Below are 22,824 nucleotides of genomic sequence, written 5' to 3' on the forward strand. Positions count from 1 at the left end.
GAGATACCGAGGCGGCGGCATCATGAGCGTCCCCCTGCTGCTGCTCGCGGCCGCGTTCCTGCTCATCCTCGCCAACGGCTTCTTCGTCGCCGCCGAGTTCGGCCTGATCACGGTGGAGCGTCCGGAGGCCGAGAAGGCCGCCGCCGACGGCGACCGGCGCGCCCGCACGGTCGTGCAGTCCCTGAAGGAACTCTCCTTCCAGCTCTCCGGCACCCAGCTCGGCATCACCATCACCTCCCTCGTCGTCGGCATGCTCGCCGAGCCGGCGCTCGCGGACCTGCTGGGAGGCCCGTTCCGCGCGATCGGCGTGCCCGAGGGAGCCGTCTCCGGGGTCGCCGTCGTGATCGGCATGCTGCTGGCCTCCGCCGTCCAGATGGTGGTCGGCGAACTCGTGCCGAAGAACTGGGCGGTCTCCCGCCCCCTGCAGGTCGCCCGCTTCGTGGCGGGCCCCCAGCACGTCTTCTCCCGCTTGTTCCGCCCGGTGATCGCCACGCTGAACGCCGTCGCCAACCGCCTCGTCCGGGCGCTCGGCGTGGAGCCCACCGAGGAGCTGGCCTCCGCCCGCACCCCCGGCGAGCTGGTCTCCCTGGCCCGGCACTCCGCCCAGGCGGGCGCACTGGAACAGGACACGGCCGACCTGTTCGTGCGCACCCTGTCCCTGGCCGAGCTGACCGCCCAGCACGTGATGACCCCGCGGGTGAAGGTCAGCGCCCTGCAGTCGTCGGCGACCGCCGAGGACGTGGTCAACCTGACCCGCGCCACCGGTCTGTCCCGCTTCCCCGTCTACCGGGAGAAGATCGACGAGATCGCCGGCATGGTCCACCTCAAGGACGCCCTCGCCGTGCCCGTCCACGACCGGCTGCGCACCCCCGTCGGCCGGATCGCCCGCCCGGCCCTGCTCGTCCCCGAGACGCTGCCGGTCCAGCCCCTGCTGGCCCGGCTGCGCAGCGAGCAGCCCATCGCCGTCGTCGTCGACGAGTACGGCGGCACGGCCGGTGTCGTCACCCTGGAGGACATCGTCGAGGAGATCGTCGGCGAGGTCCGTGACGAGCACGACGGCCTGGACACCCCCGAGCTCGCCCCCGCCCCGCCGGAGGACGGCAGGCCTGCCTGGGACGTCGACGGCAGCTGCCGCGTCGACATCCTGCTCCGCATAGGACTCCAGGTCCCGGAGGGGCCGTACGAGACGGTGGCCGGCCTCGTCGCCGACCTGCTCGGCCGGATCCCGGCCGTCGGCGACCGCGTGGAACTGCCCGGCTGGCGGCTCTCCGTGCGCCGGGTCGGCCACTACCGGGCCGAACGGGTCCGGCTGGTGCGCACCGGCGCCGTCGTGGAGGTCGCCCGATGAGCGTCCTGCAACTGCTCTTCGCCGCGCTCCTGGTCCTCGCCAACGGGTTCTTCGTCGGAGCCGAGTTCGCGCTCGTCTCCGTGCGCCGCAGCCAGATCGAACCGCTCGGCACCGCCCGCGCCCGCCAGGTGCTGTACGGCCTGGAGCGGCTGCCGCAGATGATGGCCGCCGCCCAGTTCGGCATCACCGTCTGCTCGCTGACCCTGGGCGCGGTCGCCGAGCCGACCGTCGCGCACCTGCTGGAGCCGGTCTTCGAGTGGATCCACCTGCCGCACGGCATGATCCACCCCCTGGGCTATGTCGTCGCGCTCGCCGCGGTGGTCTTCTTCCACCTGGTCATCGGCGAGATGGTCCCGAAGAACCTGGCCATGGCCGCCCCGGAGAAGGCCGCGCTGTGGCTCAGCCCCGGTCTCGTCTGGTTCGCCCGTCTGTGCCGGCCGATCACCGTCGCCCTCGGCGCCTGCGCCCAGGGCATCCTGCGGCTGTTCCGCGTCGAGCCCAAGGACGAGGTCGAGGCGGTCGTCACCAGCGAGCAGCTCAACCGGCTGCTGGAGGACTCCGGCGAGGCAGGCCTCCTCGGCCCCGAGGAACGGGAGCGGCTGGAGGACGCGCTGGAACTCGGCTCGCGCCCGGTCACCGACGTGCTCCTGGGACGCGAGGCCCTGATCACGGTGAGTCCGTCGGTCACCCCGGGCGAGATCGTCGCCCTGACCGCCCGCACCGGGTACTCCCGCTTCCCGGTCGCCGCCGGGAACGGCGCCTTCATGGGCTACCTGCACGTGAAGGACGTACTCGACCTGGAGGACTCCGAGCGGGCCGTGCCGCAGCACGTGTGGCGCCCGATGACGACCCTCCGCTCCGAGCTGCCGCTGGACGACGCGCTCACGGTGATGCGCCGGGCCGCCACCCACCTGGCGCAGGTCGCCGACGCGAGCGGCAAGGTGCTCGGACTGGTCGCGCTGGAGGACGTGTTGGAACTGCTGGTGGGTGAGGTCCGCGACCCCGCCCACCGGGAGTTCCCGCAGGTGCGGCTGACGGAACCGAGGGCGAGCGGGGAGCCGGAGGAGGCGATGGCCTAGCGGCGGCCGCGGGGGCGGGACACGGTGTCACCGCCGCCCCGCCCGCGGGGTCCCTCACGCCGCTGGGGGACCCTGCGGCGACCGGCCGCTCAGCACCTCCCCGTACGCCTGCATCAGGTCCGGCAGCCGGAGCGTCGCCAGGTCCTCCCGGGACAGGGTCCCGGCATACGTCGACAGGCGCAGGTCCCGGTACGCACAGCTCTTCTCGTACAGGGTCCGCAGGAACCGCCCGTTGCCCAGTTCGTCGATCCACCCCTGGTCGACGACGTGCCCCGCGATCGACCGCAGTTCGTCCAGTGCCTCCTCGTCCCACGCGTCCCCGTTCTCCGCGGCGAGCACCTTGCCGATCTCGGTCAGTTCGAGCGGCCGGTAGGAGGGGAAGTCGACGCGGGTGGTGAAGCGGGAGGAGAGCCCGGGGTTCGTGGTGAGCAGCCGGTCCATGCCCTCCGGGTATCCGGCGAGGATCACCACCAGGTGGTCGCGGTTGTCCTCGGCCCGCTTCAGCAGCACCTGCAGCGCCTCGTCGCCGTACGCGTCGCCCTTGCCGTAGCCGGAGTTCGACAGGGAGTACGCCTCGTCGACGAAGAGGACCCCGCCGAGCGCGGAGTCGATCAGCTCGTTGGCCTTCACGGCCGTCTGCCCGAGGTACTCGCCGACCAGGTCGGCCCGCTGCGCCTCCACGAGGTGGTCGCCGCCGAGCAGCCCGAGCGCGTAGAAGACCCGGCCGAGGATGCGGGCCACGGTGGTCTTGCCGGTGCCGGACGGGCCGGAGAAGACGAAGTGCCGTTTGGGCGGCTGCACCGGCAGTCCCTGCCCGGCCCGCAGGCGCGCCATGTTCAGCTGTGCCGACAGTGCCTTGACCTGCCGTTTCACCGGCTCCAGCCCCACCATGCGCTCCAGTTCGGCGAGCGCCTCCTCCAATAAGCCGGGGTCGGTCGGCCCGGCGGGCAGTGACGGCGAGGCGACCGGGGTCTTGTGGCGCGCCGCCGGATCCGTGACCGCCGGCAGCGGCCCCCCGGCCGACGGTTCGGCGGGGTCGCCCAGCCTGAGATCACGGCCCTCGGTGCCGAACAGCGGGTCGAGGGTGTCGGGCCCGTCCACGTTGTCCTGTCCCAGGCCGGTGAGGGTGATCGCCGCGAGGTCGGCGGGGTCGTCGTACCCGTCGCCCTCGGCGATGGCCGCGAGCCGGGCCGAGGTGTCCATGAAGGCCGGGTCGACGCGGTGCACCGCCCGGTACAGCGGCAGCGCCGCGGCGGACCGGCCGGTGCCCTCGTGGGCCCGGGCCAGCCAGTAGCGCAGCTCCTTGCGCTGCGGCTGCTCGCTGCGGCAGCGCATCAGGGCGGTCGACAGCAGCGGTTCGGCCTGCCCGTACATCTCCAGCCGGACCCGGGCCATGCCCCCGAACAGCCCCGCCTCGATCCCCAGCAGCGGGTCGTCGAGCAACGGGTCGGTGTGCCGGACCAGTTGCTCCCAGTCCTTGACCAGATAGGCCCGGCAGGCGTGCAGGAAGCGGACCTGGTGGTCGGAGTCGACCGGGGGCAGCCCGGCGAGCGCACGGTCCAACTCCGGGACGTGGCGCCCGTCGAGCCAGTGGGAGGCGTGCGCGAGCAGCAGATCGCGCGGGCTCTCCAGCACCGGCTGCACCCACCAGCCCAGCCAGTACCAGGAGTTGAGGGTGCGGCGGTGCCGGGCGCGCTGCTCGCCGAAGCGTTCGCGATGGCGGAACATCCGGAGCAGGGCGGTGGTGGTGTCCACGCGCAGCGCATGCAGTCCCAGCCAGCCGTCGGCCATCCCCGGATCGATCCGCACCGCGGCGCGGAACTCCTCCTCGGCCTGCGGATAGGCGCCCATGGTGTAGGCGTCCACGCCTCGCAGCCAGGCGAGGTCGGCCGGGGCCTCGGGGCCCCGCGTGCCGAAGTCCATCACGTCCCCCACAAACCGTGCCGCGGACCGGAGTTGCGACGGGCGTGAAGCAGCCGTCCCTAGGTCGCACCGAGGGCATCGTACCCGCGGGGGTGTCGCCCGCCGAAGGGTGCCGCACGGCACGTTCGACGAGGTGGGAGCAGAGGGGGGCGCAACCGGCGGTGGTGACCCTGGGTGACGGGATCACGCCGTCGCGCGTCCGTCTCCCGGCCCGAGGGACGCCGCGCGGGCAGAACGAAGCCCCCGGTCACGGGGGAACAACCGGGGGCTTCGCGTAGGGGGGCGGCTTCCCTCGCCGCACATTGAGAACGTAAGTCCTGCCCGGGCCACGGGTCAAGCGAAGGCGAGGCACCGGGGAAACTTCTTCCGCAGGGGTCTTCACAAGTTCACCACATCGCGGGTGGCCCATCACCCTGCGTGACATCTTCCCCCTGTGTGCCCGCCGCGCTGGGTCCCGGCAGCATCACATAACCCCGCCTCAACTGCCGTACCAGCAAGTCGGCATGGGGTCGCGAGGGGTCAGCGGCGAAGTGCCGGCGCTCCGCCTCGACCCACCCGTCCCAGAACTCCCGCTGCTCCTCCCCGTCCCGGGCGCGGCCCCTGGCCCACGACTCCTCGGCCGACAGCTCCATCCACAGCAGGCACGCCAGCCCCGGACGCAGCTCCCGGCGGCCGGCGCCGACGCCCTCCACCAGGACCACGGGGGCCGGAGGCAGCGACCGGGCCGGCCCGAAGCGGCGCGCCGGCCAGTCGTACGGCGTGTACCGCGCCGTCTCGCCGCGGCGCAGCGGCTCGATCACCTGTGCCCGCAGCCGCTCGGTCCACGCGAAGAGTTCGGTGTGGCTGGCGATGTCGTCGAGATGCAGGACAGGTGCCCCGCCCAGCGCCTCCGCGAGCAGCGCGGCGAACGTGGACTTCCCCGACCCGGCGTGCCCGTCGACCCCGACGAGACGGACCGGCCCGCACGACGGGGGGAGACGGCGGAGCCGGGCGGCGAGCTGGTCGATGGCGGGGTCCTGGGGGGAGGGGGACGAGGGGGAGTAGGCCAGTCTAGTGGGGGCCGGACAGCGGAGGGGGCGGTGGCTCGACGCCCTCGGGGTTCCGGCCGGGTGGTGCCGCTCGGGGCGGTAGCGGCACGGGGTTCCGGCAGAGGGTGCCGCTCGGGGCGGCGGCACGGGGAGCCGAGCCGGGTGGTGCCGCGGCGCGGGCGGCGGCGCCGGGAGCCGAGCCGGGTGGCGGGTGGGGGTGGCGCCCGCGGTGGGTCGGCCATGCGTGTGGTGCGGGGCGCGGTGTGCTGGTGGCGGGGGACCCGCGCGGTCATAGTGGGCGCGAGCCGTGCACCGCCGGCCCCCGTTCCGGACGACACCCTGGGAGTCACCCGCCCATGAGCGAAGCCGAACAGCCTCAGCCGTCCCGACGCCGTCTCCTGGCCGTCGCCGTGGCCGCGGCGGCGGGCGGTGCCGCCGCCGTCCCGGCCACGGCGGCGGCCGCCGGCCGGTCCGGTCCGGACTCGGGGACGAGCGCCACGGCCGGCGACGGGGCCGATCCGGACCTCTGGACGGGCGCCGCGGACGGCGGGCGCCTCGGCGCGGCCCGGACCCGGCCCGTCGACCACCGTTCGTGGACGACGTACCCGGAGTGGTGCGGCGGCACCGCGCGCGGGACCCGGGCCGTCGCCGGCAGCCGCCCGGGCCTGGTCGTCGACGTGCCCCGCGGCACCACCGACTACCGCGACCCGCACACCGGCACCACCGCGGCCTGGGAGTACGCGACCTGGACCGCGCCGGCGCATCGGCTCACCGTGCCCGCCACGGAGATCATCGCCTCCTGGAACGCGCACACCCCGGCCGGCACCTGGCTCCAGGTCGAGTTGAAGGGGACGTACTCCGACGACCGGGACACCCCGTGGTACGTGATGGGCCGCTGGGCGTCCGGCGACCGGGACATCCGGCGGACCTCCGTCGCCGGACAGAGCGACGGCCGCAGCACCGTCTGGACGGACACCCTGTCCCTCGACGACGCCACGGCGGGCCTCCGGCTGGTGGCGTACCGGCTGCGGCTGACCCTGTACCGCCGCCCCGGCACCCGGCTCACCCCCACCGTCCGGCGGCTGGGCGCGATGGGCTCCGACATCCCCGACCGTTTCACCGTCCCCGCCACCCGTCCCGGCCGGGTGGGGCGGGAGCTGAAGGTGCCGCGCTACTCGCAGGAGATCCACAAGGGCCAGTACCCGGAGTACGACGGCGGCGGAGAGGCGTGGTGCAGCCCGACCTCCTCGCAGATGGTGATCGAGTACTGGGGCGGCCGGCTCACCGCGGAGCAACTCGCCTGGGTGGACACCGACTACGCGGACCCGCAGGTGTGCCATGCCGCGCGGCACACCTACGACCACCGGTACGGCGGCTGCGGCAACTGGCCGTTCAACGCGGCGTACGCGGCCACCTTCGACGGCCTGCAGGGCGTGGTCACCCGGCTCACCTCACTCACCGACCTGGAGACGCTGATCGCGGCGGGGATCCCGGTCATCACCTCCCAGTCCTTCCTGAAGGGGGAGCTGACCGGTGCGGGGTACGGCACCGCCGGGCACCTGATGACGGTGGTCGGCTTCACCGGCGACGGCGACGTGGTCGTCAACGACCCGGCCGCGCCCCGCGACGCGGCGGTGCGCCGGGTCTACCGGCGGCGGGAGTTCGAGAACGTCTGGCTGCGCACCAAGCGGTACGCCGCCGGCGGCAAGGTCGCCTCCGGCACGGGCGGTGTCTGCTACCTGTACTTCCCGGCGCACCCGGCCGCGGAGCAGCGCACGGCCTTGGCCGCGGTGGGTGTGCGCTGACCCGGCCCCCGTGGGCGACGTCTCCACCCCGACGGGGACTGATGTGATCATCTGACGAGTCATGTGACAGATGTGACATGACGCATGCATGACCTGACATACTGCGGAGGTCCCACCGACCGTTGAGACCAGGGTCGACATTGAACATCCCGCAACAGCGCGACGCCGTCCGCCCCCGAGCGCGCGGAACCGAACGCTCACTGGCGCGCCGAGCCGAACTCATCGCCATCGGGCGGAAGTTGTTCGCCGACACGTCGTACGACGCCCTCTCGATGGACGACATCGCCAAGCAGGCGCACGTCGCCAAGGGGCTGATCTACTACTACTTCCAGTCCAAGCGCGGCTACTACCTGGCGATCATCCAGGACTCGGTCGCCGACCTGGTCTCCTTCGCTGCGAGCGGGCGGGAGCTGCCCCAGGTGGACCGGGCCCACCGCACGATCGACGGCTATCTGCGCTACGCCGAGCACAACCAGGCCGCCTACCGCACGATCGTCAGCGGCGGCGTCGGCTTCGACACCGAGGTGCACGCCATCCGGGACGGGGTGCGCGAGGCGATCGTCGCGACCATCGCCGAGGGGGCGTACGGCCGTACCGACATCCCCCCGCTCGCCCGTACCGGTCTGCTCTCCTGGGTGTGCGGTGTGGAGGGAGCGACCCTCGACTGGATCGCCCGCCCCGAGCTGCCCCGCGACACCGTGCGCGATCTGCTCGTGAAGACCCTGGGGGGCTCCCTGCGGGCCGTGGAGGAGATGGACCCCACCTGCCCCGCCCCCGTGCCGGCCCGCCGCAACGGCTGATTTCCGAACCCCGCAAGACGCCGACCCGGGCGCCGACCGGACCGTGCTGCCGCGAAGGCGGCCGTGGCCGGGCGACGGTGCCGTCCGCCGCCGTGCGGGGGGCCGGGCACGCGGGCATACTCACAGCGCGCACCCCGCCGGCCGGCCCGGAAGGAGGACCCCGCCATGCCCGACCGCGCCCCGAAGCCGGTGGACCGCCCGCTGCCCTCGGACGAGGCCCGTGAACTGATCGCTCTGGTCAGGGACATCGCCCGCCGCGAGATCGCCCCGCACGCGGCCCGGGAGGAGGAAGCGGGCCGGTTCCCGCGCGAGTTGTTCACCCTGCTGTCGGAGTCGGGACTGCTCGGTCTGCCGTACGACTCCGCCCTGGGCGGCGGCGACCAGCCGTACGAGGTGTACCTGCAGGTCCTGGAGGAACTGGCGCTGGCCCGGCTCACCGTCGGGCTCGGCGTCAGCGTCCACAGCCTGGCGTCCTACGCGCTCGCCGCGTACGGCACCGAACGACAGCGGGCCGCATACCTGCCGGGCATGCTCGGCGGCGGGCTCCTGGGCGCCTACTGCCTCTCCGAGCCGTCCGCCGGATCCGACGCGGCGGCCCTGCGGACCCGGGCGGAACGCGAGGGCGACGACTGGCTGATCAGCGGCACGAAGGCGTGGATCACCCATGGCGGTATCGCCGACTTCTGCACGGTCATGGCCCGCACCGGCGGGGCGGGACCGGGCGGCATCACCGCCTTCCTGGTGCCCGGCGACGCCCCGGGCCTCACGGCCGCGACGCCGGAGAAGAAGATGGGTCTGAAGGGCTCGCCCACCGCCCAGCTCCACCTGGACCGGGTACGGGTCCCCGACGGCAGGCGCATCGGCGAGGAGGGCCAGGGCTTCACGATCGCCCTGGCCGCGCTGGACGCCGGCCGGCTCGGCATCGCGGCCTGCGCCGTCGGCCTGGCGCAGGCCGCCCTCGACGAGGCCGTGGCGTACGCGGCCGAGCGGCGGCAGTTCGGGCGGCCCCTGGCCGACTTCCAGGGGCTGCGCTTCCTGCTCGCCGACATGGCGACCCAGATCGAGGCGGGGCGCGCCCTCTATCTGGCGGCGGCCCGGCTCAAGGACGCCGGGCGTCCGTTCGCCCGGCAGGCCGCCATGGCCAAACTGCACTGCACCGACACCGCGATGCGGGTCACCACCGACGCCGTGCAGGTCCTCGGCGGCTACGGCTGCACCGCTGACTTCCCGGTCGAGCGCTACATGCGCGAGGCCAAGGTGCTGCAGATCGTGGAGGGCACCAACCAGATCCAGCGGATGGTCATCGCCCGTCACCTAGTGGGTCCGCAGACGCGCTGAACTGCCCCGGCCGCACCAAGGGGGCTACCAGCCGCACCCACTCGGGGTCGCGTCGGCCGGGCAGGGTGCGTCCGTGGTCGGCCCAGGCACGCATCAGAGCCCGGTAGATCGGCGGATCCTGGGGCGGCGGCGGGGCGTGCCGGGGGGCGCGCGGCGGCACGGGGAGGTACCGCGGGGCGTGCGGAACCGATTCTGCCCCGGCGTGCACGGGCGCGGGGACGAAGAGTTGGCGGTGCGGTGCGGGCGCCGGGTAGGTACGGGTCATACCGGGGAAACGCGTGCGATCGCGGGTGGGTCACCGGCGCACGGAGTCGCGCGTGCGTTCCCGTCGTGCCCCGGCGCGCGTGCGAAGCGCCCCCGCCCGCCGGGGGTCCCGGCGGCGCACGCCGCGGAGGTCGGTCGTCGCCCCACCGGAGGCCCGTTGCCCGCTCGCGGCCGGCCCCGGGCCGGGCCGGCCGGCTCAGGTCCGGCTCGGGTCCGCGCCGGCCCCGCACCACGGCGGTCTGCGGGTGCCGTGACGCGGGGGCGAGGAAGGCGGTGGGTGTGTGCGCGGCGGGCTCAGGCGGCGTGACGCCGCATCGTCGGCACGCGCATCGGACGCGAACCCGGGCCGCCGACGTGCGAGAACGGCTGGGTGCGCCAGTCGAGCCCCTGAGGGAGCGTCAGCAGCAGGCCGGTCTCCTGCTCCTGGGGCGTGACGGACTCGTCCGCGGGGCGGGCGTCGACGGCGGCGCGGCCCGTGCCCGCGCAGACCGTGAGCCCGAACGGGTTCCACGGCGAGGCGCACAGCGCGTGCTCCGGCAGGACCTCCTCGTCCGCCAGCAGGGCGATGGGCTGCGCGCAGTCCGGGCAGATCACCCGGTACATCTCGAAGGTGTCGTACGCGTCGAGCTCGTCGGCGTCGTATCCGTCGGCGTCGGGTTCGACGCCCTCCGGCTCGGGTTCGACGACCGACTGGAGCCGCTTGGGCGCGGTGCGACCAGGGCGCTTAAGACTCTGCATGGGATTCTCCCCCTCGGGCTGGGCCGTGTAGGCGCTGCGGCCTCGACCACAGCAAGCACTTCCCATGCGATTCCGGCGGTAATCACGGGAACATCACGGAGCGGGGTCGAGTGGTGTGGCGTTCGTCACATGCCAGTCGCAGGTGCGCCCGGCCTCGCCCTCGGGAAAGGTGTATGACCTGCCCTGCATAGGTATACGAGGGGTCGGGCGCCCTGTAGGTTCTGCGTCATGGAGGAGCTGGACCGGCAGATCGTGCAGCTGCTCGTCAAGGACGGGCGGATGAGTTACACCGACCTGGGCAGGGCCACCGGCCTGTCCACGTCGGCCGTGCACCAGCGGGTGCGCCGACTGGAACAGCGGGGTGTCATCCGCGGCTACGCGGCCGTGGTGGACCCCGAGGCCGTCGGGCTGCCCATGACCGCCTTCATCTCGGTGAAACCGTTCGACCCCAGCGCCCCCGACGACATCGCCGAACGTCTCGCGGGCGTTCCCGAGATCGAGGCGTGCCACAGCGTGGCCGGCGACGAGAACTACATCCTCAAGGTCCGTGTGGCCACCCCCCACGAGCTGGAGGAGCTGCTGGGGCGGCTGCGCGCGCTGGCGGGCGTCTCGACCCGGACGACGGTCGTGCTGTCGACCCCGTACGAGGCGCGCCCGCCCCGGATCTGAGGAGGGCCCCGCCCCCGTCCCCGGCCCCCGCCGCCACGCCGTTCCCGCGCCGCGAGAAACTGTCCGGCATGAGTGAACGTGCCTCCGGCCCCCGTACCGTCCTCCTCCGTCGAGGTGAGGTGCACAGCCCCGCCGACCCCTTCGCGACGGCGATGGTCGTGGAGGCGGGCCACGTCGCCTGGGTCGGCTCCGAAGGCGCCGCCGACGCCTTCGCGGACGGCGTCGACGAGGTGGTCGACCTGGACGGCGCCCTGGTCACCCCCGCGTTCACCGACGCCCACGTGCACGTCACCGCCACCGGGCTCGCGCTCACCGGCCTGGACCTGTCGGACGTGCCGTCCCTGGAGGCCGCTCTGGCCCGGGTGCGGGAGTTCGCCGCCGCCCGCCCGCACGACCGCGTGCTGCTCGGCCACGGCTGGGACGCCTCCCGGTGGCCCGGCGGCCGCCCGCCCACGCGCGCGGAGCTCGACGAGGCGGCCGGCGGCCGACCGCTGTACCTGTCGCGGATCGACGTGCACTCGGCGGTCGTGACCACGGCCCTGCTGGCGATGGCCCCCGGCGCCACCACCACCGACGGCCCGCTCACCGCTGACGCCCACCACGCCGTCCGCGCCGCCGCGCTCGGCGCGATCACCGCGGGGCAGCGCACCGAGGCGCAGCGCGCCGCACTCGTGCACGCGGCCTCCCTCGGCATCGGATCGGTGCACGAGTGCGGCGGGCCCGAGATCTCCTCCGAGGACGACTTCACCGGCCTGCTCGGCCTGGCCGCCGGGGAGCCGGGCCCCCGGGTGATCGGCTACTGGGCCGAGCGGGACGTGGCGAAGGCGCGCGAGCTGGGCGCCCTGGGCGCGGCCGGCGACCTCTTCGTCGACGGGGCCCTCGGCTCCCACACGGCCTGTCTGCACGCGCCGTACGGCGACGCCGACCACACCGGCACGGCCTACCTCGATGCCGCGGAGGTCGCCGCCCATGTGGTGGCGTGCACCGAGTCCGGGTTGCAGGCGGGCTTCCACGCCATCGGGGACGCCGCCGTCACGGCGGTCGTCGACGGTGTGCGGGCGGCCGCCGAGAAGGTGGGGCTCGCCCGCGTCCGGGCCGCCCGCCACCGCGTCGAGCACGCCGAGATGCTCACCCCCGAGACCGTCGCCGCGCTCGCCGAACTGGGGCTGACCGCGTCCGTACAGCCCGCCTTCGACGCGCTGTGGGGCGGCGCGGACGGCATGTACGCCCGCCGGCTGGGCGCCCGGCGGGCGGCGACCCTGAACCCGTTCGCCGCCCTGCTGCGGGCCGGCGTCCCGCTCGCCTTCGGCTCCGACAGCCCGGTCACCCCCTTCGACCCCTGGGGCACGGTGCGGGCCGCCGCCTTCCACCGCACCGCGGAGCACCGCGTCTCCGTGCGGGCCGCCTTCACCGCCCACACCCGCGGCGGATGGCGGGCGATCGGCCGGGACGACGCGGGGATCCTGGTGCCCGGAGCGCCCGCGGACTACGCCGTCTGGCGCGTCGGCGAACTGGTCGTGCAGGCCCCCGACGACCGGGTGGCGCGCTGGTCCACCGACCCGCGCTCCGGCACGCCCGGCCTGCCCGACCTCACGCCCGGCGGCGAACTCCCCGTCTGTCTGCGCACGGTCGTGGGCGGCCGGACCGTGTTCGCCCGGCCGGGCGCGTGAACCCGGCGCCGCGGGCGCGCCGGATCACCCGTCCGCACTCCGCCCGACGCGCCGTGCGGCTTCCCGAGCCACTGCGCTGACCTGCGAATCTAAGAGAGATCCGCAGGTGGGGCGGTTGTTGACAGGCGGCGGCGGGTGGCCGGTAGGTTCGGCCGAGTCCACCACCGGACACCCCGCCGGGGGACCTCCGGGACTCGTCGCGACGCCGCTGGGTCAGGGACGGTGTGCCGCATCGGAGCACCGTCACGGGAGCCAGGCACAGCGCCGGCGCAGCGGCGAGGGAAGGTCCCGTCCGGACGGGGAGGTGCGACCCGGGTGGGGCCCGGCGCTCAGTAGACAACGGCTCACGGTCGACCCGCAGCCGGCGGGTCCCGGGCCGGCCCGAAGGGCGCCGGGCCCCCTCCGCAGCGGTCGCGGACCCCGTTCGCGGCCCGCGCGTCCGCGTGCCTGCCGCACACGCGGGCCTACCGTCCGGAACCCGGGATGCCTACCCCGTTCTCCTGGAAACGACACCACCCTCCGAACATCCCGTCACGTCTGCGCAGACGAAAGCCCACTATGGTGGATCCTTGCGTACGGACATGAAGGGGCAGCAGTGAACGACGGCGACGGGACCCTCGCGGCACAGGACCGGGGGAGAGAGTTCGGCCCGCTCGGCACGGCCTTGGTGATCATCCCGACCTACAACGAGGCGGACAACATCAAGCGCATCGTCGGCCGGGTGCGCGAGGCTGTGCCCGAGGTCCACGTGCTGGTGGCCGACGACAACAGCCCCGACGGCACCGGCAAGCTCGCCGACGAACTGGCCGCCGAGGACGAGCACGTCCACGTGCTGCACCGCGAGGGCAAGGAGGGCCTGGGCGCCGCCTACCTCGCGGGCTTCCGCTGGGGCCTGGAGCACGACTACGGCGTGCTGATCGAGATGGACGCCGACGGCTCCCACCAGCCGGAGGAACTGCCCCGCCTGCTGACCGCCCTCAAGGGCGCCGACCTGGTCCTGGGTTCGCGCTGGGTGCCCGGCGGCCGGGTGGTGAACTGGCCCCGGTCGCGCGAGTTCCTCTCCCGCGGCGGCAGCACCTACTCACGGCTGATGCTGGACGTGCCGATCCGCGACGTGACCGGCGGCTACCGCGCCTTCCGCCGCGAGACCTTGGAGGGCCTCGGCCTCGACGAGGTCGCCTCGCAGGGCTACTGCTTCCAGGTCGATCTGGCCCGGCGGGCCGTCCGGGCCGGATACCACGTCGTCGAGGTCCCCATCACCTTCGTCGAGCGGGAGCTGGGCGACTCCAAGATGAGCCGCGACATCGTCGTGGAGGCGCTGTGGAGGGTCACGGCGTGGGGCCTGGGCGAGCGCGTCGGCAAGATCACCGGCAGGGGTTCCGCCGAGCCGGGGCGGCCCACCTCCTAGCCCTGTCGGCCGGCAGCCCTGCCCCGCCCGGCAGCCTTATCCCGCTCTGAGCCGGCGCCATGCACACTGGAGGCATGACGACAGGCGTTGACCCCCGCCCGCACCCCGTCCGGCCCCGGCGTTCCCGGCTGCGCACGTTCCTCCCCCTGGGGATCGCGGCGTGGCTCGTGCTGGAGATCTGGCTGCTGACCGTGGTCGCGGGCGCGGCGGGCGGGCTGACCGTCTTCCTGCTGCTGGTCGCCGGGCTGCTGCTCGGCTCCCTGGTCATCAAGCGGGCGGGCCGCCGCGCCTTCCGCAACCTCAACGAGGCGTTGCAGCGCGGCACCGCCCCCACCCGGGGCGGCGGCAACGGCCTGATGATGCTCGGCGGTCTCCTGCTGATGCTCCCCGGCCTGATCTCGGACGCCTTCGGCCTGCTCCTGCTGCTCCCACCGGTCCAGAAGGCCGTCGGTGGCTACGCCGAGCGGACCGTCGACCGCAAGCTCCGCGAGGCCACCGCGGAGGGCGCTCTGGGTGACGCGTTCCAGCAGGCCCGGATGTACCGCCCGGGCGGCAAGGTGGTGCAGGGCGAGGTGATCAGGGAGGACGGCCGCCCCGGGGACACCTCGCGGGAGACCGGGCCGCGTCCACCCCTCACCTCGTGACAAGCCCCCCGTCCATCTCCTGACAAGCCCCCGTCCACCCGTGCGGCACACCGCGCGCGGCACTCGGTGACCTGGCGCGGGCTTCACGACACACCACAGCGCGACAGACACACCACAGACCGCGGGCGCCGTACCTTTCGTACGGCGCCCGCGGTCATGTGCGTGCGTTGCTTGCCGGTCCCCGCTACGCGGACTTGCGGCTGTCCCGGGGATGCACCGCCAGGTTCATCGCCCCGGACCGCAGAACGGCCAGTCGCTCCTCGAGGACCTCTTCGAGTTCCTCGCGGGTGCGCCGCTCCATCAGCATGTCCCAATGCGTACGCGCGGGCTTGGCCTTCTTCTCCTCAGGGCCGTCGCCGTCCACCAGGAGTGCCTGGGCCCCGCAGACCTTGCACTCCCACTCCGGCGGGATCTCCGCCTCGACCGAGAAGGGCATCTCGAAGCGGTGCCCCTTCTCGCATGCGTACTCCACGGCCTGGCGCGGAGCCAGGTCGATGCCGCGGTCCGTCTCGTAGCTGGTCACCACGAGGCGCGTGCCGCGAAGAGCTCGCTCACTCATGAATCGTGCCTCCCGGGCTTGTCGCCCACAGGACAGGTGTCGCTGTCGTCGTCATCCGGTCAACGTCCGGTCGGCGGTAAAGATTCCCGTTCCGAGTCCCGTTCCGGGCAATGCGTCGCCGTCGTAGCCGCAGCCTTGTCAACCAGTGCAGTACCCACCGGCGCCCGGTTTGTCACATCTGCAATGAGATGTCACCCAGCGATTCGGCATCATTGACGCGCAGTAACGGTACGCCTGGCAGGCCAAACGCGTACACTACCGCCCTTTCGCCAAGAGTGCTAAATCCTTTCCGGCACGGCGTTGCCCGCCTCACCGATCGCACGCCGGACCGGGACCCGGGCCAGCAGCAGGAACCCCAGCACGAAGAAGGCCACCAGCGAGAGGATCGCGTCCCGGTAGCTCCCGGTCAGCTGGTAGGTGAGCCCGAACAGCAGCGGCCCGAGCCAGCTCATGCCCCGGTCGCTCACCTCGTACGCCGAGAAGTACTCGGCCTCCTTGCCCGGCGGCACCAGGTGGGAGAAGAGCGAGCGGGACAGTGCCTGGCTGCCGCCGAGCACCAGCCCGATCGCGGCGGCCAGCCCGAAGAAGCCGGCCGGGGCCCCGGCCGGCAGGAAGTAGCCGGCGCCCAGTGTGAGCGTCCAGGCGACCAGTGAGCCGAGGACGGTCCGCTTCGCGCCGTACCGGCGGGCCAGCCGCCCCATTCCCAGGGCGCCCGCCACCGCCAGCACCTGCACGAGCAGGACCGCCGCGATCAGCGTGGACTGGCCGAGGCCCAGTTCCTCGGAGCCGTAGACGGAGGCCTGGGAGATCACCGTCTGGATGCCGTCGTTGTAGACGAGGTACGCCAGCAGGAAGGCGAGGGTGAGCGGATGGCGGCGCATGTCGCGGAACGTCGCCGCCAGCTGCCGCAGTCCGGCCGCCCCGGCCGGTGCCCGTTCCGCCGGAGCGGCGGAGCCCCCGCCGTCCTCCGGGGCCGCCGCCGGCCGGTCGCGCAGCCGGGCCAGCGGGATCAGCGCGAAGCCGCCCCACCACAGACCGGCCGAGGCGAGACACACCCGCACCGCCATCGACTCCGACAGGCCGAAGGAGTCATGGGCGAGATAGAGGACGAGATTGACCACCAGGACCAGCGAACCCGCCGCGTAACCGAACGCCCAGCCCCGCGAGGACACCGCGTCGCGCTCCTTTGGGGCGGCGATCTGGGGCAGATAGGAGTTGTAGAGCATCATCGCGACCGACTGGGCGGCGTTCGCCACGACCAGCAGCACCCCGCCCAGCAGATAGCGCTCGCCACCGAGGAAGAACATGCCCGTCGTGGCCGCGGCCCCCGTGTAGGCGGCGGCGCCCAGCAGAGGCTTCTTGCGGCCCGTACGGTCGGCGGCCGCGCCCACCAGCGGCATCACCAGCACGGCGACGATCACCGACAAGGACACCGCGTACGCGAAGAAGGAGCCCGCGCGCACCGGGACACCCAGGGGGTGCACATACCCGTCGGCGTCGGCGGCGGCCTTGGCGACCGACGTGAGGTACGGCCCCAGGAACACCGTGAGCACGCTGGTCGAGTAGACGGAACAGGCCCAGTCGTAGAAGTACCAGCCGCGCTGCTCACGCAGCCGCCCGGCCGCCTCGTCGGCCGCCGTCGCCCGTACGGTCCCGGTGCCCACCGCGCCCTCGCTTCCCCGTCTCCCGCGCGAGGGGCCGGGGGCTCAGGCCCAGACGCCCCGGTCCTGCATGACCTTGCGCAACGTGTCGATGTGATCGGTCATGATGCCATCGACTCCCAGATCGAGGAGCCGGTGCATCCGCTCCGCTTCGTTGACCGTCCACACGTGCACCTGCAGACCGCGCGCGTGGGCCGCGCGCACGAAGCGGCGGTCGACGACCTGCACGCCCGACTGGGCCTCGGGCACCTGGGCAGCGACCGCCGGCCGGCGCGGCGCGGCGGGCACCCCCCAGGAGCGCAGCCGCAGCCCCAGCACCCCCCGGGTGCCGTACGAGGTTGCCAGGCGGGGGCCCGCCAGGCGCTGGGCACGGCACACTCGGGCCTCGGAGAAGGAGCCCACGCAGACCCGGTCCCAGGCGTCCGCCCGCGCGATCAGGTTGAGCAGGGGGTGCAGGGCCGGCTCCGCCTTGATGTCGACGTTCCAGCGCACCTCGGGGAAGGTCTCCAGCAGCTCCTCCAGGAGCGGCACGGGTTCCGCGCCCGCCACGCGCGCGTGCCGTACCTCGGACCACGGCAGGTCAGCGATGCGGCCCGTACCGTCGGTCACCCGGTCCAGCGTCGCGTCGTGGAAGGCGACCAGTCTGCCGTCGAGCGTGGCGTGCACATCGGTCTCGATGTAGCGGTATCCGGCCTCCACCGCGCGCCGGAACTGCGACACGGTGTTCTCCAGACCGTCCGCGGCCCCGCCGCGGTGCGCGAAGGGGATGGGACCCGGGTGGTCCAGGTACGGGTGGCGGGTCAGCGTGGTCACCGACGCAGTATGGCCCGCGGCGGTGACCCGGCGGCAACCACCGTGCTGCCGGCCGGTGCCGCGGGGGCGGCGAAGAGCCGCAGGAAGAACTGCGCGAGCGGGCCGATCGACACCGCGTAGAGGACCGTGCCGACGCCGATCGTGCCGCCCAGCAGGAAGCCGGTGGCCACGACCACCACCTCCACGGCCGTCCGCATCAGCCGGATCGACCGGCCCGTGCGCCGGTGCAGCCCCGTCATGAGGCCGTCGCGCGGGCCCGCGCCGAAGGCGGCCGCGATGTAGAGGCCCGTGGCGACGCCGTTGAGGACGATCCCGGCCACCAGCAGGGGCACCCGTAGGGCCAGGGAACGGGCGTCCGGCAGCAGGGCCAGCGTGCCGTCCATGGAGAGGCCGACGACGAAGACGTTGGAGATCGTGCCCAGGCCCGGGCGCTGGCGCAGCGGGATCCACAGCAGCAGCACCACCGCGCCGACCACGATCGACACCACGCCGATCGTCAGCCCGGTGCGTTCCGCGAGCCCTTGGTGGAGCACGTTCCAGGGCTCCAGTCCGAGTCCCGCCTCGACGAGGAGGGCCGTGCTGGCGCCGTACAGCGCGAGACCGGCGTACAAGCGGACCAGTCGTCGCCCGAGCCGGTGACGGTGCGACGACGAGAAGAGTGCCAGGCGTGGCAAGAGTGCCCCCCAAGTGGTGACGGTGGACTGACCCGTGTCACTCTGTGGCTTGGCGGTGGACGCCATCCATGGCCAATTCGAGGAAGGTGGACTGGTAATCATGGCGCAGTGGACCTCGGCGGTGGGTGCCGCGCAGCTCGCCCGGCTGCTCACCTCCCAGCAGGAGCGGCCGGCCGGCCCCGGCTCGCGCCGCCCGCCCGCCTACCGGGCGCTCGCCGACGGCATCCGACTGCTGGTGCTGGAGGGCCGGGTGCCGGTCGCCGCCCGGCTGCCCGCCGAACGAGAACTGGCCCTCGCCCTCTCGGTGAGCCGGACCACCGTCGCCGCCGCCTACGAGGCGCTGCGCACCGAGGGGTTCCTGGAGTCCCGGCGCGGCGCCGGCAGCTGGACGGCCGTACCGGCGGGCAATCCGCTGCCGGCCCGTGGCCTGGAGCCGCTGCCGCCGGAGGCGCTCGGGTCGATGATCGACCTCGGTTGTGCCGCGCTGCCCGCGCCGGAGCCGTGGTTGACCCGCGCGGTCCAGGGGGCGCTGGAGGAGCTGCCGCCGTACGCCCACACCCACGGGGACTATCCGGCCGGGCTGCCCGCCCTGCGCTCCATGATCGCCGAGCGGTACACCGCGCGCGGGATTCCGACGATGCCCGAGCAGATCATGGTGACGACCGGGGCGATGGGCGCCATCGACGCCATCTGCCACCTCTTCGGCGGCCGGGGCGAGCGCATCGCCGTGGAGTCGCCGTCCTACGCGAACATCCTGCAGCTCATGCGGGAGGCAGGCGCCCGCCTGGTGCCCGTCGCCATGGCCGGCGGGCTCGCCGGCTGGGACCTGGACCGCTGGCGTCAGGTCCTGCGGGACGCCGCGCCCCGCATCGCGTACGTCGTCGCCGACTTCCACAACCCCACCGGCGCGCTCGCCGGGGAGGACCAGCGGCGCGCGCTGGTGGAGGCGGCCCGCTCGGCGGGGACGGTGCTGGTCGCCGACGAGACGATGAGCGAGCTGTGGCTCGACGGCGACGTCCGGATGCCCCGGCCGGTCTGCGGCTTCGACCCCGCCGGGTCGACGGTGATCACCGTCGGGTCCGCGAGCAAGGCGTTCTGGGCCGGGATGCGCATCGGGTGGGTGCGCGCGGCCCCGGACGTCATCCGCAGCCTGGTCGCGGCGCGCGCCTACGCCGATCTGGGCACCCCCGTGCTGGAGCAGCTCGCCGTGAACTGGCTGTTCTCGACCGGCGGCTGGGAGCAGGCGGTGCGGCTGCGCCGCGCCCAGGCCCGGGAGAACCGGGACGCCCTGGTCGCCGCGGTCCGGCGGGAGCTGCCGGACTGGGAGTTCTCGGTGCCGCAGGGCGGGCTGACGCTCTGGGTCCGGGCCGGGGGCCTGTCCGGGTCCCGGCTCGCGGAGGCGGGGGAGCGGGTCGGTCTGCGGGTGCCCTCCGGTCCCCGCTTCGGCGTCGACGGGGCTTTCGAGGGCTATGTGCGGCTGCCGTTCACCGTCGGCGGTGCCGTCGCCGACGAGGCCGCCACCCGCCTCGCCGCGGCGGCGCGGCTCGTCCGCGACGGTGGCACCACCGGAGGGGACACGCCCCGCACGTTCGTGGCCTGACGGAACCGGCGCGGAGGTCCCTCCCGAGCCGCGCACCCGGCCCCGCCCCTCACCGCGTCATCAGGGCGCGGGCGGGGGAGTGCGCCGCCCGGTCGAGGCTCGGTGTCGTTTCCGCCGCGGGGGGTGCGGGCCGGTCGCGGCACCGGCTCGCCTCGGCGGCGGGGGTCGGCGACGGGACCAGGTGAGCGGACCCGCCCCCGCCGGCTCAGGAGGTCTCGGCCGCGACCGGCTCGGCCTCCACCGGGACCTCGGCCTCGGCCACCCGGACCTCGGCCTCGGCCGGCACCGCGACGCCCTCCTCGTCCGCCGGGGTCGTCCGCGGCGGCAGCAGGTCCAGCACCGCTTGCCGGTGCGCCTCGCTCGTCGCGTCGTCGTACGGATCCGGCGTGGCCGGCACCTGCAGGCGGTGTACCGGCCCGGAGCCCAGCCGCGCGTAGCCGCGTCCCGGCGGGACGTCGTCGACGGGCGTGGTGTGCGGCCGGGTACCCAGCACCGCCTCCAGTTGCGCGGCCGTGGCCGGCCCCAGCACGGCACGCGCGCGCGTGTGCTGCCGTACCGCGTCGCTGAGGGTGTCGAGACCGTCGAACTGCTCGGCCACGACCACCGTCACATGCGCCGCCCGCCCGTGCCGCAGCGGTACCTGGAGCAGCGCCTGGGGATCCTTGTGGCCGTCGGCCTCGGCGAGATGGGTGAAGAAGGTCGGCCGGTCCAGCACGATCCACAGCGGCCGCTTGGTGTCGTCCGGCGGCGCCTGTCCCGCCTGCCGGGCCCGGTTCGCGGCGATCAGCCGGCGTTCCGTCTCGTGCGCCGCCCACTCCAGGCTGGCCAGCACCCCCGCGAGTCCCAGCTCGACGCCGAGGACGCCGTCGCGGCCGGTCAGACAGGCGTACTCGCCGGTGCCGCCGCCCTCGACGATGAGGACGTCGCCGTGGCTCAGGGCCTGCAGCGCGATCGAGCGCAGCAGAGTGGAGGTGCCGCTGCCCGGCTGCCCCACCACCAGCAGGTGCGGCTCGGTGGAGCGGATGCCGGTGCGCCACACCACCGGCGGCATGTCGCGCTGCTCCTCGCCGTGGGTGAGCGGGAGCGTGCGCCGTACGTGCGTGGGGTCGGTGAACCCGAGGACCGTCTCGCCCGGCGCGGTGACGAACGGCTGGACGGCGATGTCGGTGGGCAGCGGGTCGAGGACGCCGAGGGTGAGCTCGTTGCCCTCCTCGTCCCAGGAGACGAGGTACTCGCGGCCGCGGCCGGCCTTGGCGGCGAGCAGATGCTCGACACGCGCGCGCTCCGCCGCCTCGCCGTCCGGGAAGTAGGCCGGGTAGCGGATCACCAGCTGCGTGATCCGCCCCGAGGCGTCGAACTCGTACGTCGGGAAGGCCTTCTCCCACTCACCGCCGTGGGTGTACAGCGGGGCGGGGTCCTCCGCGGTGGAGAAGTACGGGACCAGGGCCTCGTACAGTGCCTGGAGCCGCTGGGTCTGCGACTCGTCGGGCCCGTCCGGGGCCGGTGGGGTGCGGTCCCTGCCCTGCCAGGCCGCCGCCGCCATCAGGGTGATGACGGCGAGCAGCGGGCCGTACGGCACGAGCGCCACGACCAGGATCACCGAGGCCACCAGGAACAGCAGCGGTCCGCGCTTGTCCTTGGGGGTCTCGGCCCACTTGCGCCGCCCGGCCGAGGCCAGCCGGCGCAGCCCGCGGGTGATCGTGATCAGCGGATGGAGGACGTCGGTGGCGCTGTCGGCCGCCGTCCGGGCCAGTTCCCGGCTCCGGGCGATCTGGGCGCTGCCTGTGCTCAGGATGCGGGGGAGGGGACGCCTGGCCACTGCTGTCTCCTGGTGGTGCGAACGGACGGGACGGAGTGTCGGACGGCGGGTCGGACGGCGGGCGGCGTCAGAACCTGATGCCGCCGAGGAGACCGGCCAGGCTTTCGCCGCCGGCCTTGATGCTCGGCGCGATGGCCGTACTGGCCAGGTAGAAGCCGAACAGGGCCGAGACCATGGCGTGTGACGCCTTCAGCCCGTCCTTGCGGAAGAACAGGAAGACGATGATGCCGAGCAGGACCACGCCTGAGATGGAAAGGATCATTTGAGCTCTCCTGGTTGGTGGGGACAGTCACCATGAGTACTTCCAGGCTCACAGGATGTATCTATACGATAAAAGGTGCAACTGGGTGAAATGCGGCATATTTCCCCCGGGTGGCGCAGCATTCGGGGGCCGGGCCGAGCCGGGGAGTTGCGTCGAACGCGACTCGTGGTGATCTTTGCCTCGGGCGGCCCCGGTCATGTGGCGCCCCGAGCCAGTACCCTGGCGATTCACCTGAACGGTTGCATGGAGAGGCGGTCCGACCGATGAGCGAAGCCCCCGACCACGAGGTCGTGGAGCTGGCGACGAAGATCTTCGATCTCGCCCGCAAGGGTCGGACCGACGAGTTGGTCGCCTACGTCGACGCGGGCGTTCCGGCCGACCTCACCAACGACCGCGGCGACTCCCTGGTGATGCTCGCCGCCTACCACGGGCACGCCGGGGCGGTGCGCGCGCTGCTCGCCCGCGGCGCCGACGGCGACCAGGTCAACGACCGAGGCCAGACTCCCCTCGCCGGGGCGGTCTTCAAGGGGGAGGCGGAGGTGATCCGGGCCCTGCTGGAGGGTGGCGCGGACCCGGCCGCGGGTACCCCGTCGGCCGTCGACACCGCCCGGATGTTCGGCAAGGCCGAACTAGTGGAACTGTTCGGCGCGGAGTGACCCGGCACCTTGAGCCGGCGCTCCTGGGCACGTAGAACACATTTTCTGACCAGGTACGACGACGAC

The 22,824-nt window shown here is 73.6% G+C and carries 20 protein-coding genes; 11 read left to right on the forward strand and 9 right to left on the reverse strand.

Features of this window, described 5'->3' with window-relative positions; genetic code table 11:
* Positions 1-22 precede the first annotated feature (22 nt).
* Positions 23-1,348 carry a hemolysin family protein gene (locus ACSLTV_RS17885; protein ID WP_432137565.1) on the forward strand — a complete coding sequence of 442 codons (1,326 nt, stop codon included), beginning with the start codon at positions 23-25 and terminating at the stop codon, positions 1,346-1,348.
* The gene (locus tag ACSLTV_RS17890) at positions 1,345-2,427 is read left to right on the forward strand and encodes a hemolysin family protein (protein ID WP_432137566.1); all 1,083 of its coding nucleotides are present in this window, start codon (positions 1,345-1,347) and stop codon (positions 2,425-2,427) included. The genes ACSLTV_RS17885 and ACSLTV_RS17890 overlap by 4 nt, the downstream gene beginning before the upstream one ends.
* Positions 2,428-2,481: 54 nt before the next feature.
* Here ACSLTV_RS17890 and ACSLTV_RS17895 read toward each other — a convergent pair whose 3' ends face one another.
* Together ACSLTV_RS17895 and ACSLTV_RS17900 are read right to left on the reverse strand one after the other, a co-directional pair.
* The gene (locus ACSLTV_RS17895) at positions 2,482-4,350 is read right to left on the reverse strand and encodes an AAA family ATPase (protein ID WP_432137567.1); all 1,869 of its coding nucleotides are present in this window, start codon (positions 4,348-4,350) and stop codon (positions 2,482-2,484) included.
* A gap of 386 nt (positions 4,351-4,736) precedes the next feature.
* Entirely contained in the window at positions 4,737-5,357 is a 621-nt protein-coding gene (locus ACSLTV_RS17900; RefSeq protein WP_435612472.1) for a uridine kinase family protein, read from the reverse strand.
* Positions 5,358-5,734: 377 nt separating this feature from the next.
* On the opposite strand from ACSLTV_RS17900, the gene ACSLTV_RS17905 reads away from it, so the two are divergent.
* From ACSLTV_RS17905 to ACSLTV_RS17915, 3 genes are all read left to right on the forward strand, one after another.
* Entirely contained in the window at positions 5,735-7,183 is a 1,449-nt protein-coding gene (locus ACSLTV_RS17905; RefSeq protein WP_435612459.1) for a peptidase C39 family protein, read from the forward strand.
* Positions 7,184-7,323: 140 nt separating this feature from the next.
* Positions 7,324-7,983: a TetR/AcrR family transcriptional regulator gene (locus tag ACSLTV_RS17910; RefSeq protein WP_435612460.1), complete on the forward strand. Its 660-nt coding sequence runs from the start codon at positions 7,324-7,326 to the stop codon at positions 7,981-7,983.
* Between the two features lie 165 nt (positions 7,984-8,148).
* Positions 8,149-9,321 (forward strand): acyl-CoA dehydrogenase family protein, encoded by a 1,173-nt coding sequence (locus ACSLTV_RS17915; RefSeq protein WP_432137570.1) that lies wholly within the window; start codon positions 8,149-8,151, stop codon positions 9,319-9,321.
* Between the two features lie 558 nt (positions 9,322-9,879).
* Here ACSLTV_RS17915 and ACSLTV_RS17920 read toward each other — a convergent pair.
* Positions 9,880-10,323, reverse strand: a complete 444-nt coding sequence (locus ACSLTV_RS17920; protein WP_435612461.1) for a hypothetical protein — start codon at positions 10,321-10,323, stop codon at positions 9,880-9,882.
* Between the two features lie 228 nt (positions 10,324-10,551).
* Between ACSLTV_RS17920 and ACSLTV_RS17925 the strand changes: the two genes are divergently transcribed.
* The 4 genes from ACSLTV_RS17925 (at position 10,552) to fxsA (ending at position 14,714) form a co-directional block, all read left to right on the forward strand.
* The gene (locus ACSLTV_RS17925; protein WP_432137572.1) at positions 10,552-10,992 is read left to right on the forward strand and encodes an Lrp/AsnC family transcriptional regulator; all 441 of its coding nucleotides are present in this window, start codon (positions 10,552-10,554) and stop codon (positions 10,990-10,992) included.
* Positions 10,993-11,060: 68 nt separating this feature from the next.
* On the forward strand, positions 11,061-12,662 hold the full coding sequence (locus tag ACSLTV_RS17930) for an amidohydrolase (RefSeq protein ID WP_432137573.1): 1,602 nt from the start codon (positions 11,061-11,063) through the stop codon (positions 12,660-12,662).
* 595 nt (positions 12,663-13,257) lie between these two features.
* The gene (locus tag ACSLTV_RS17935) at positions 13,258-14,070 is read left to right on the forward strand and encodes a polyprenol monophosphomannose synthase (protein ID WP_432137574.1); all 813 of its coding nucleotides are present in this window, start codon (positions 13,258-13,260) and stop codon (positions 14,068-14,070) included.
* A gap of 74 nt (positions 14,071-14,144) precedes the next feature.
* The gene (fxsA, locus tag ACSLTV_RS17940) at positions 14,145-14,714 is read left to right on the forward strand and encodes an FxsA family membrane protein (RefSeq protein ID WP_435612462.1); all 570 of its coding nucleotides are present in this window, start codon (positions 14,145-14,147) and stop codon (positions 14,712-14,714) included.
* A gap of 184 nt (positions 14,715-14,898) precedes the next feature.
* On the opposite strand, the gene ACSLTV_RS17945 is transcribed toward fxsA, so the two are convergent.
* The 4 genes from ACSLTV_RS17945 to ACSLTV_RS17960 form a co-directional block, all read right to left on the reverse strand.
* Entirely contained in the window at positions 14,899-15,273 is a 375-nt protein-coding gene (locus ACSLTV_RS17945; protein WP_010357981.1) for an RNA polymerase-binding protein RbpA, read from the reverse strand.
* 278 nt (positions 15,274-15,551) lie between these two features.
* Positions 15,552-16,937, reverse strand: coding sequence for an MFS transporter (locus ACSLTV_RS17950; protein ID WP_432137576.1), 1,386 nt, complete (start codon positions 16,935-16,937; stop codon positions 15,552-15,554).
* 42 nt (positions 16,938-16,979) lie between these two features.
* Complete coding sequence (locus tag ACSLTV_RS17955) at positions 16,980-17,747, reverse strand: glycerophosphodiester phosphodiesterase (protein WP_432137577.1); 768 nt, start codon at positions 17,745-17,747, stop codon at positions 16,980-16,982.
* Positions 17,744-18,487, reverse strand: a complete 744-nt coding sequence (locus tag ACSLTV_RS17960) for a YczE/YyaS/YitT family protein (RefSeq protein ID WP_432137578.1) — start codon at positions 18,485-18,487, stop codon at positions 17,744-17,746. The genes ACSLTV_RS17955 and ACSLTV_RS17960 overlap by 4 nt, the downstream gene beginning before the upstream one ends.
* A gap of 34 nt (positions 18,488-18,521) precedes the next feature.
* Here ACSLTV_RS17960 and ACSLTV_RS17965 point away from each other — a divergent pair, with 34 nt between their 5' ends.
* A complete protein-coding gene (locus tag ACSLTV_RS17965) occupies positions 18,522-20,021 on the forward strand; it encodes a PLP-dependent aminotransferase family protein (RefSeq protein ID WP_432137579.1) in 1,500 nt (499 codons plus the stop codon).
* Between the two features lie 205 nt (positions 20,022-20,226).
* On the opposite strand, the gene ACSLTV_RS17970 is transcribed toward ACSLTV_RS17965, so the two are convergent.
* Entirely contained in the window at positions 20,227-21,840 is a 1,614-nt protein-coding gene (locus ACSLTV_RS17970; protein WP_432137580.1) for a hypothetical protein, read from the reverse strand.
* A 67-nt stretch (positions 21,841-21,907) separates the two neighbouring features.
* Positions 21,908-22,102, reverse strand: coding sequence for a hypothetical protein (locus ACSLTV_RS17975; protein WP_432137581.1), 195 nt, complete (start codon positions 22,100-22,102; stop codon positions 21,908-21,910).
* A 263-nt stretch (positions 22,103-22,365) separates the two neighbouring features.
* On the opposite strand from ACSLTV_RS17975, the gene ACSLTV_RS17980 reads away from it, so the two are divergent.
* Positions 22,366-22,758: an ankyrin repeat domain-containing protein gene (locus tag ACSLTV_RS17980; RefSeq protein WP_432137582.1), complete on the forward strand. Its 393-nt coding sequence runs from the start codon at positions 22,366-22,368 to the stop codon at positions 22,756-22,758.
* Positions 22,759-22,824 lie beyond the last annotated feature (66 nt).

Source organism: Streptomyces sp. bgisy159, from assembly GCF_965341775.1.
GTDB lineage: Bacteria > Actinomycetota > Actinomycetes > Streptomycetales > Streptomycetaceae > Streptomyces.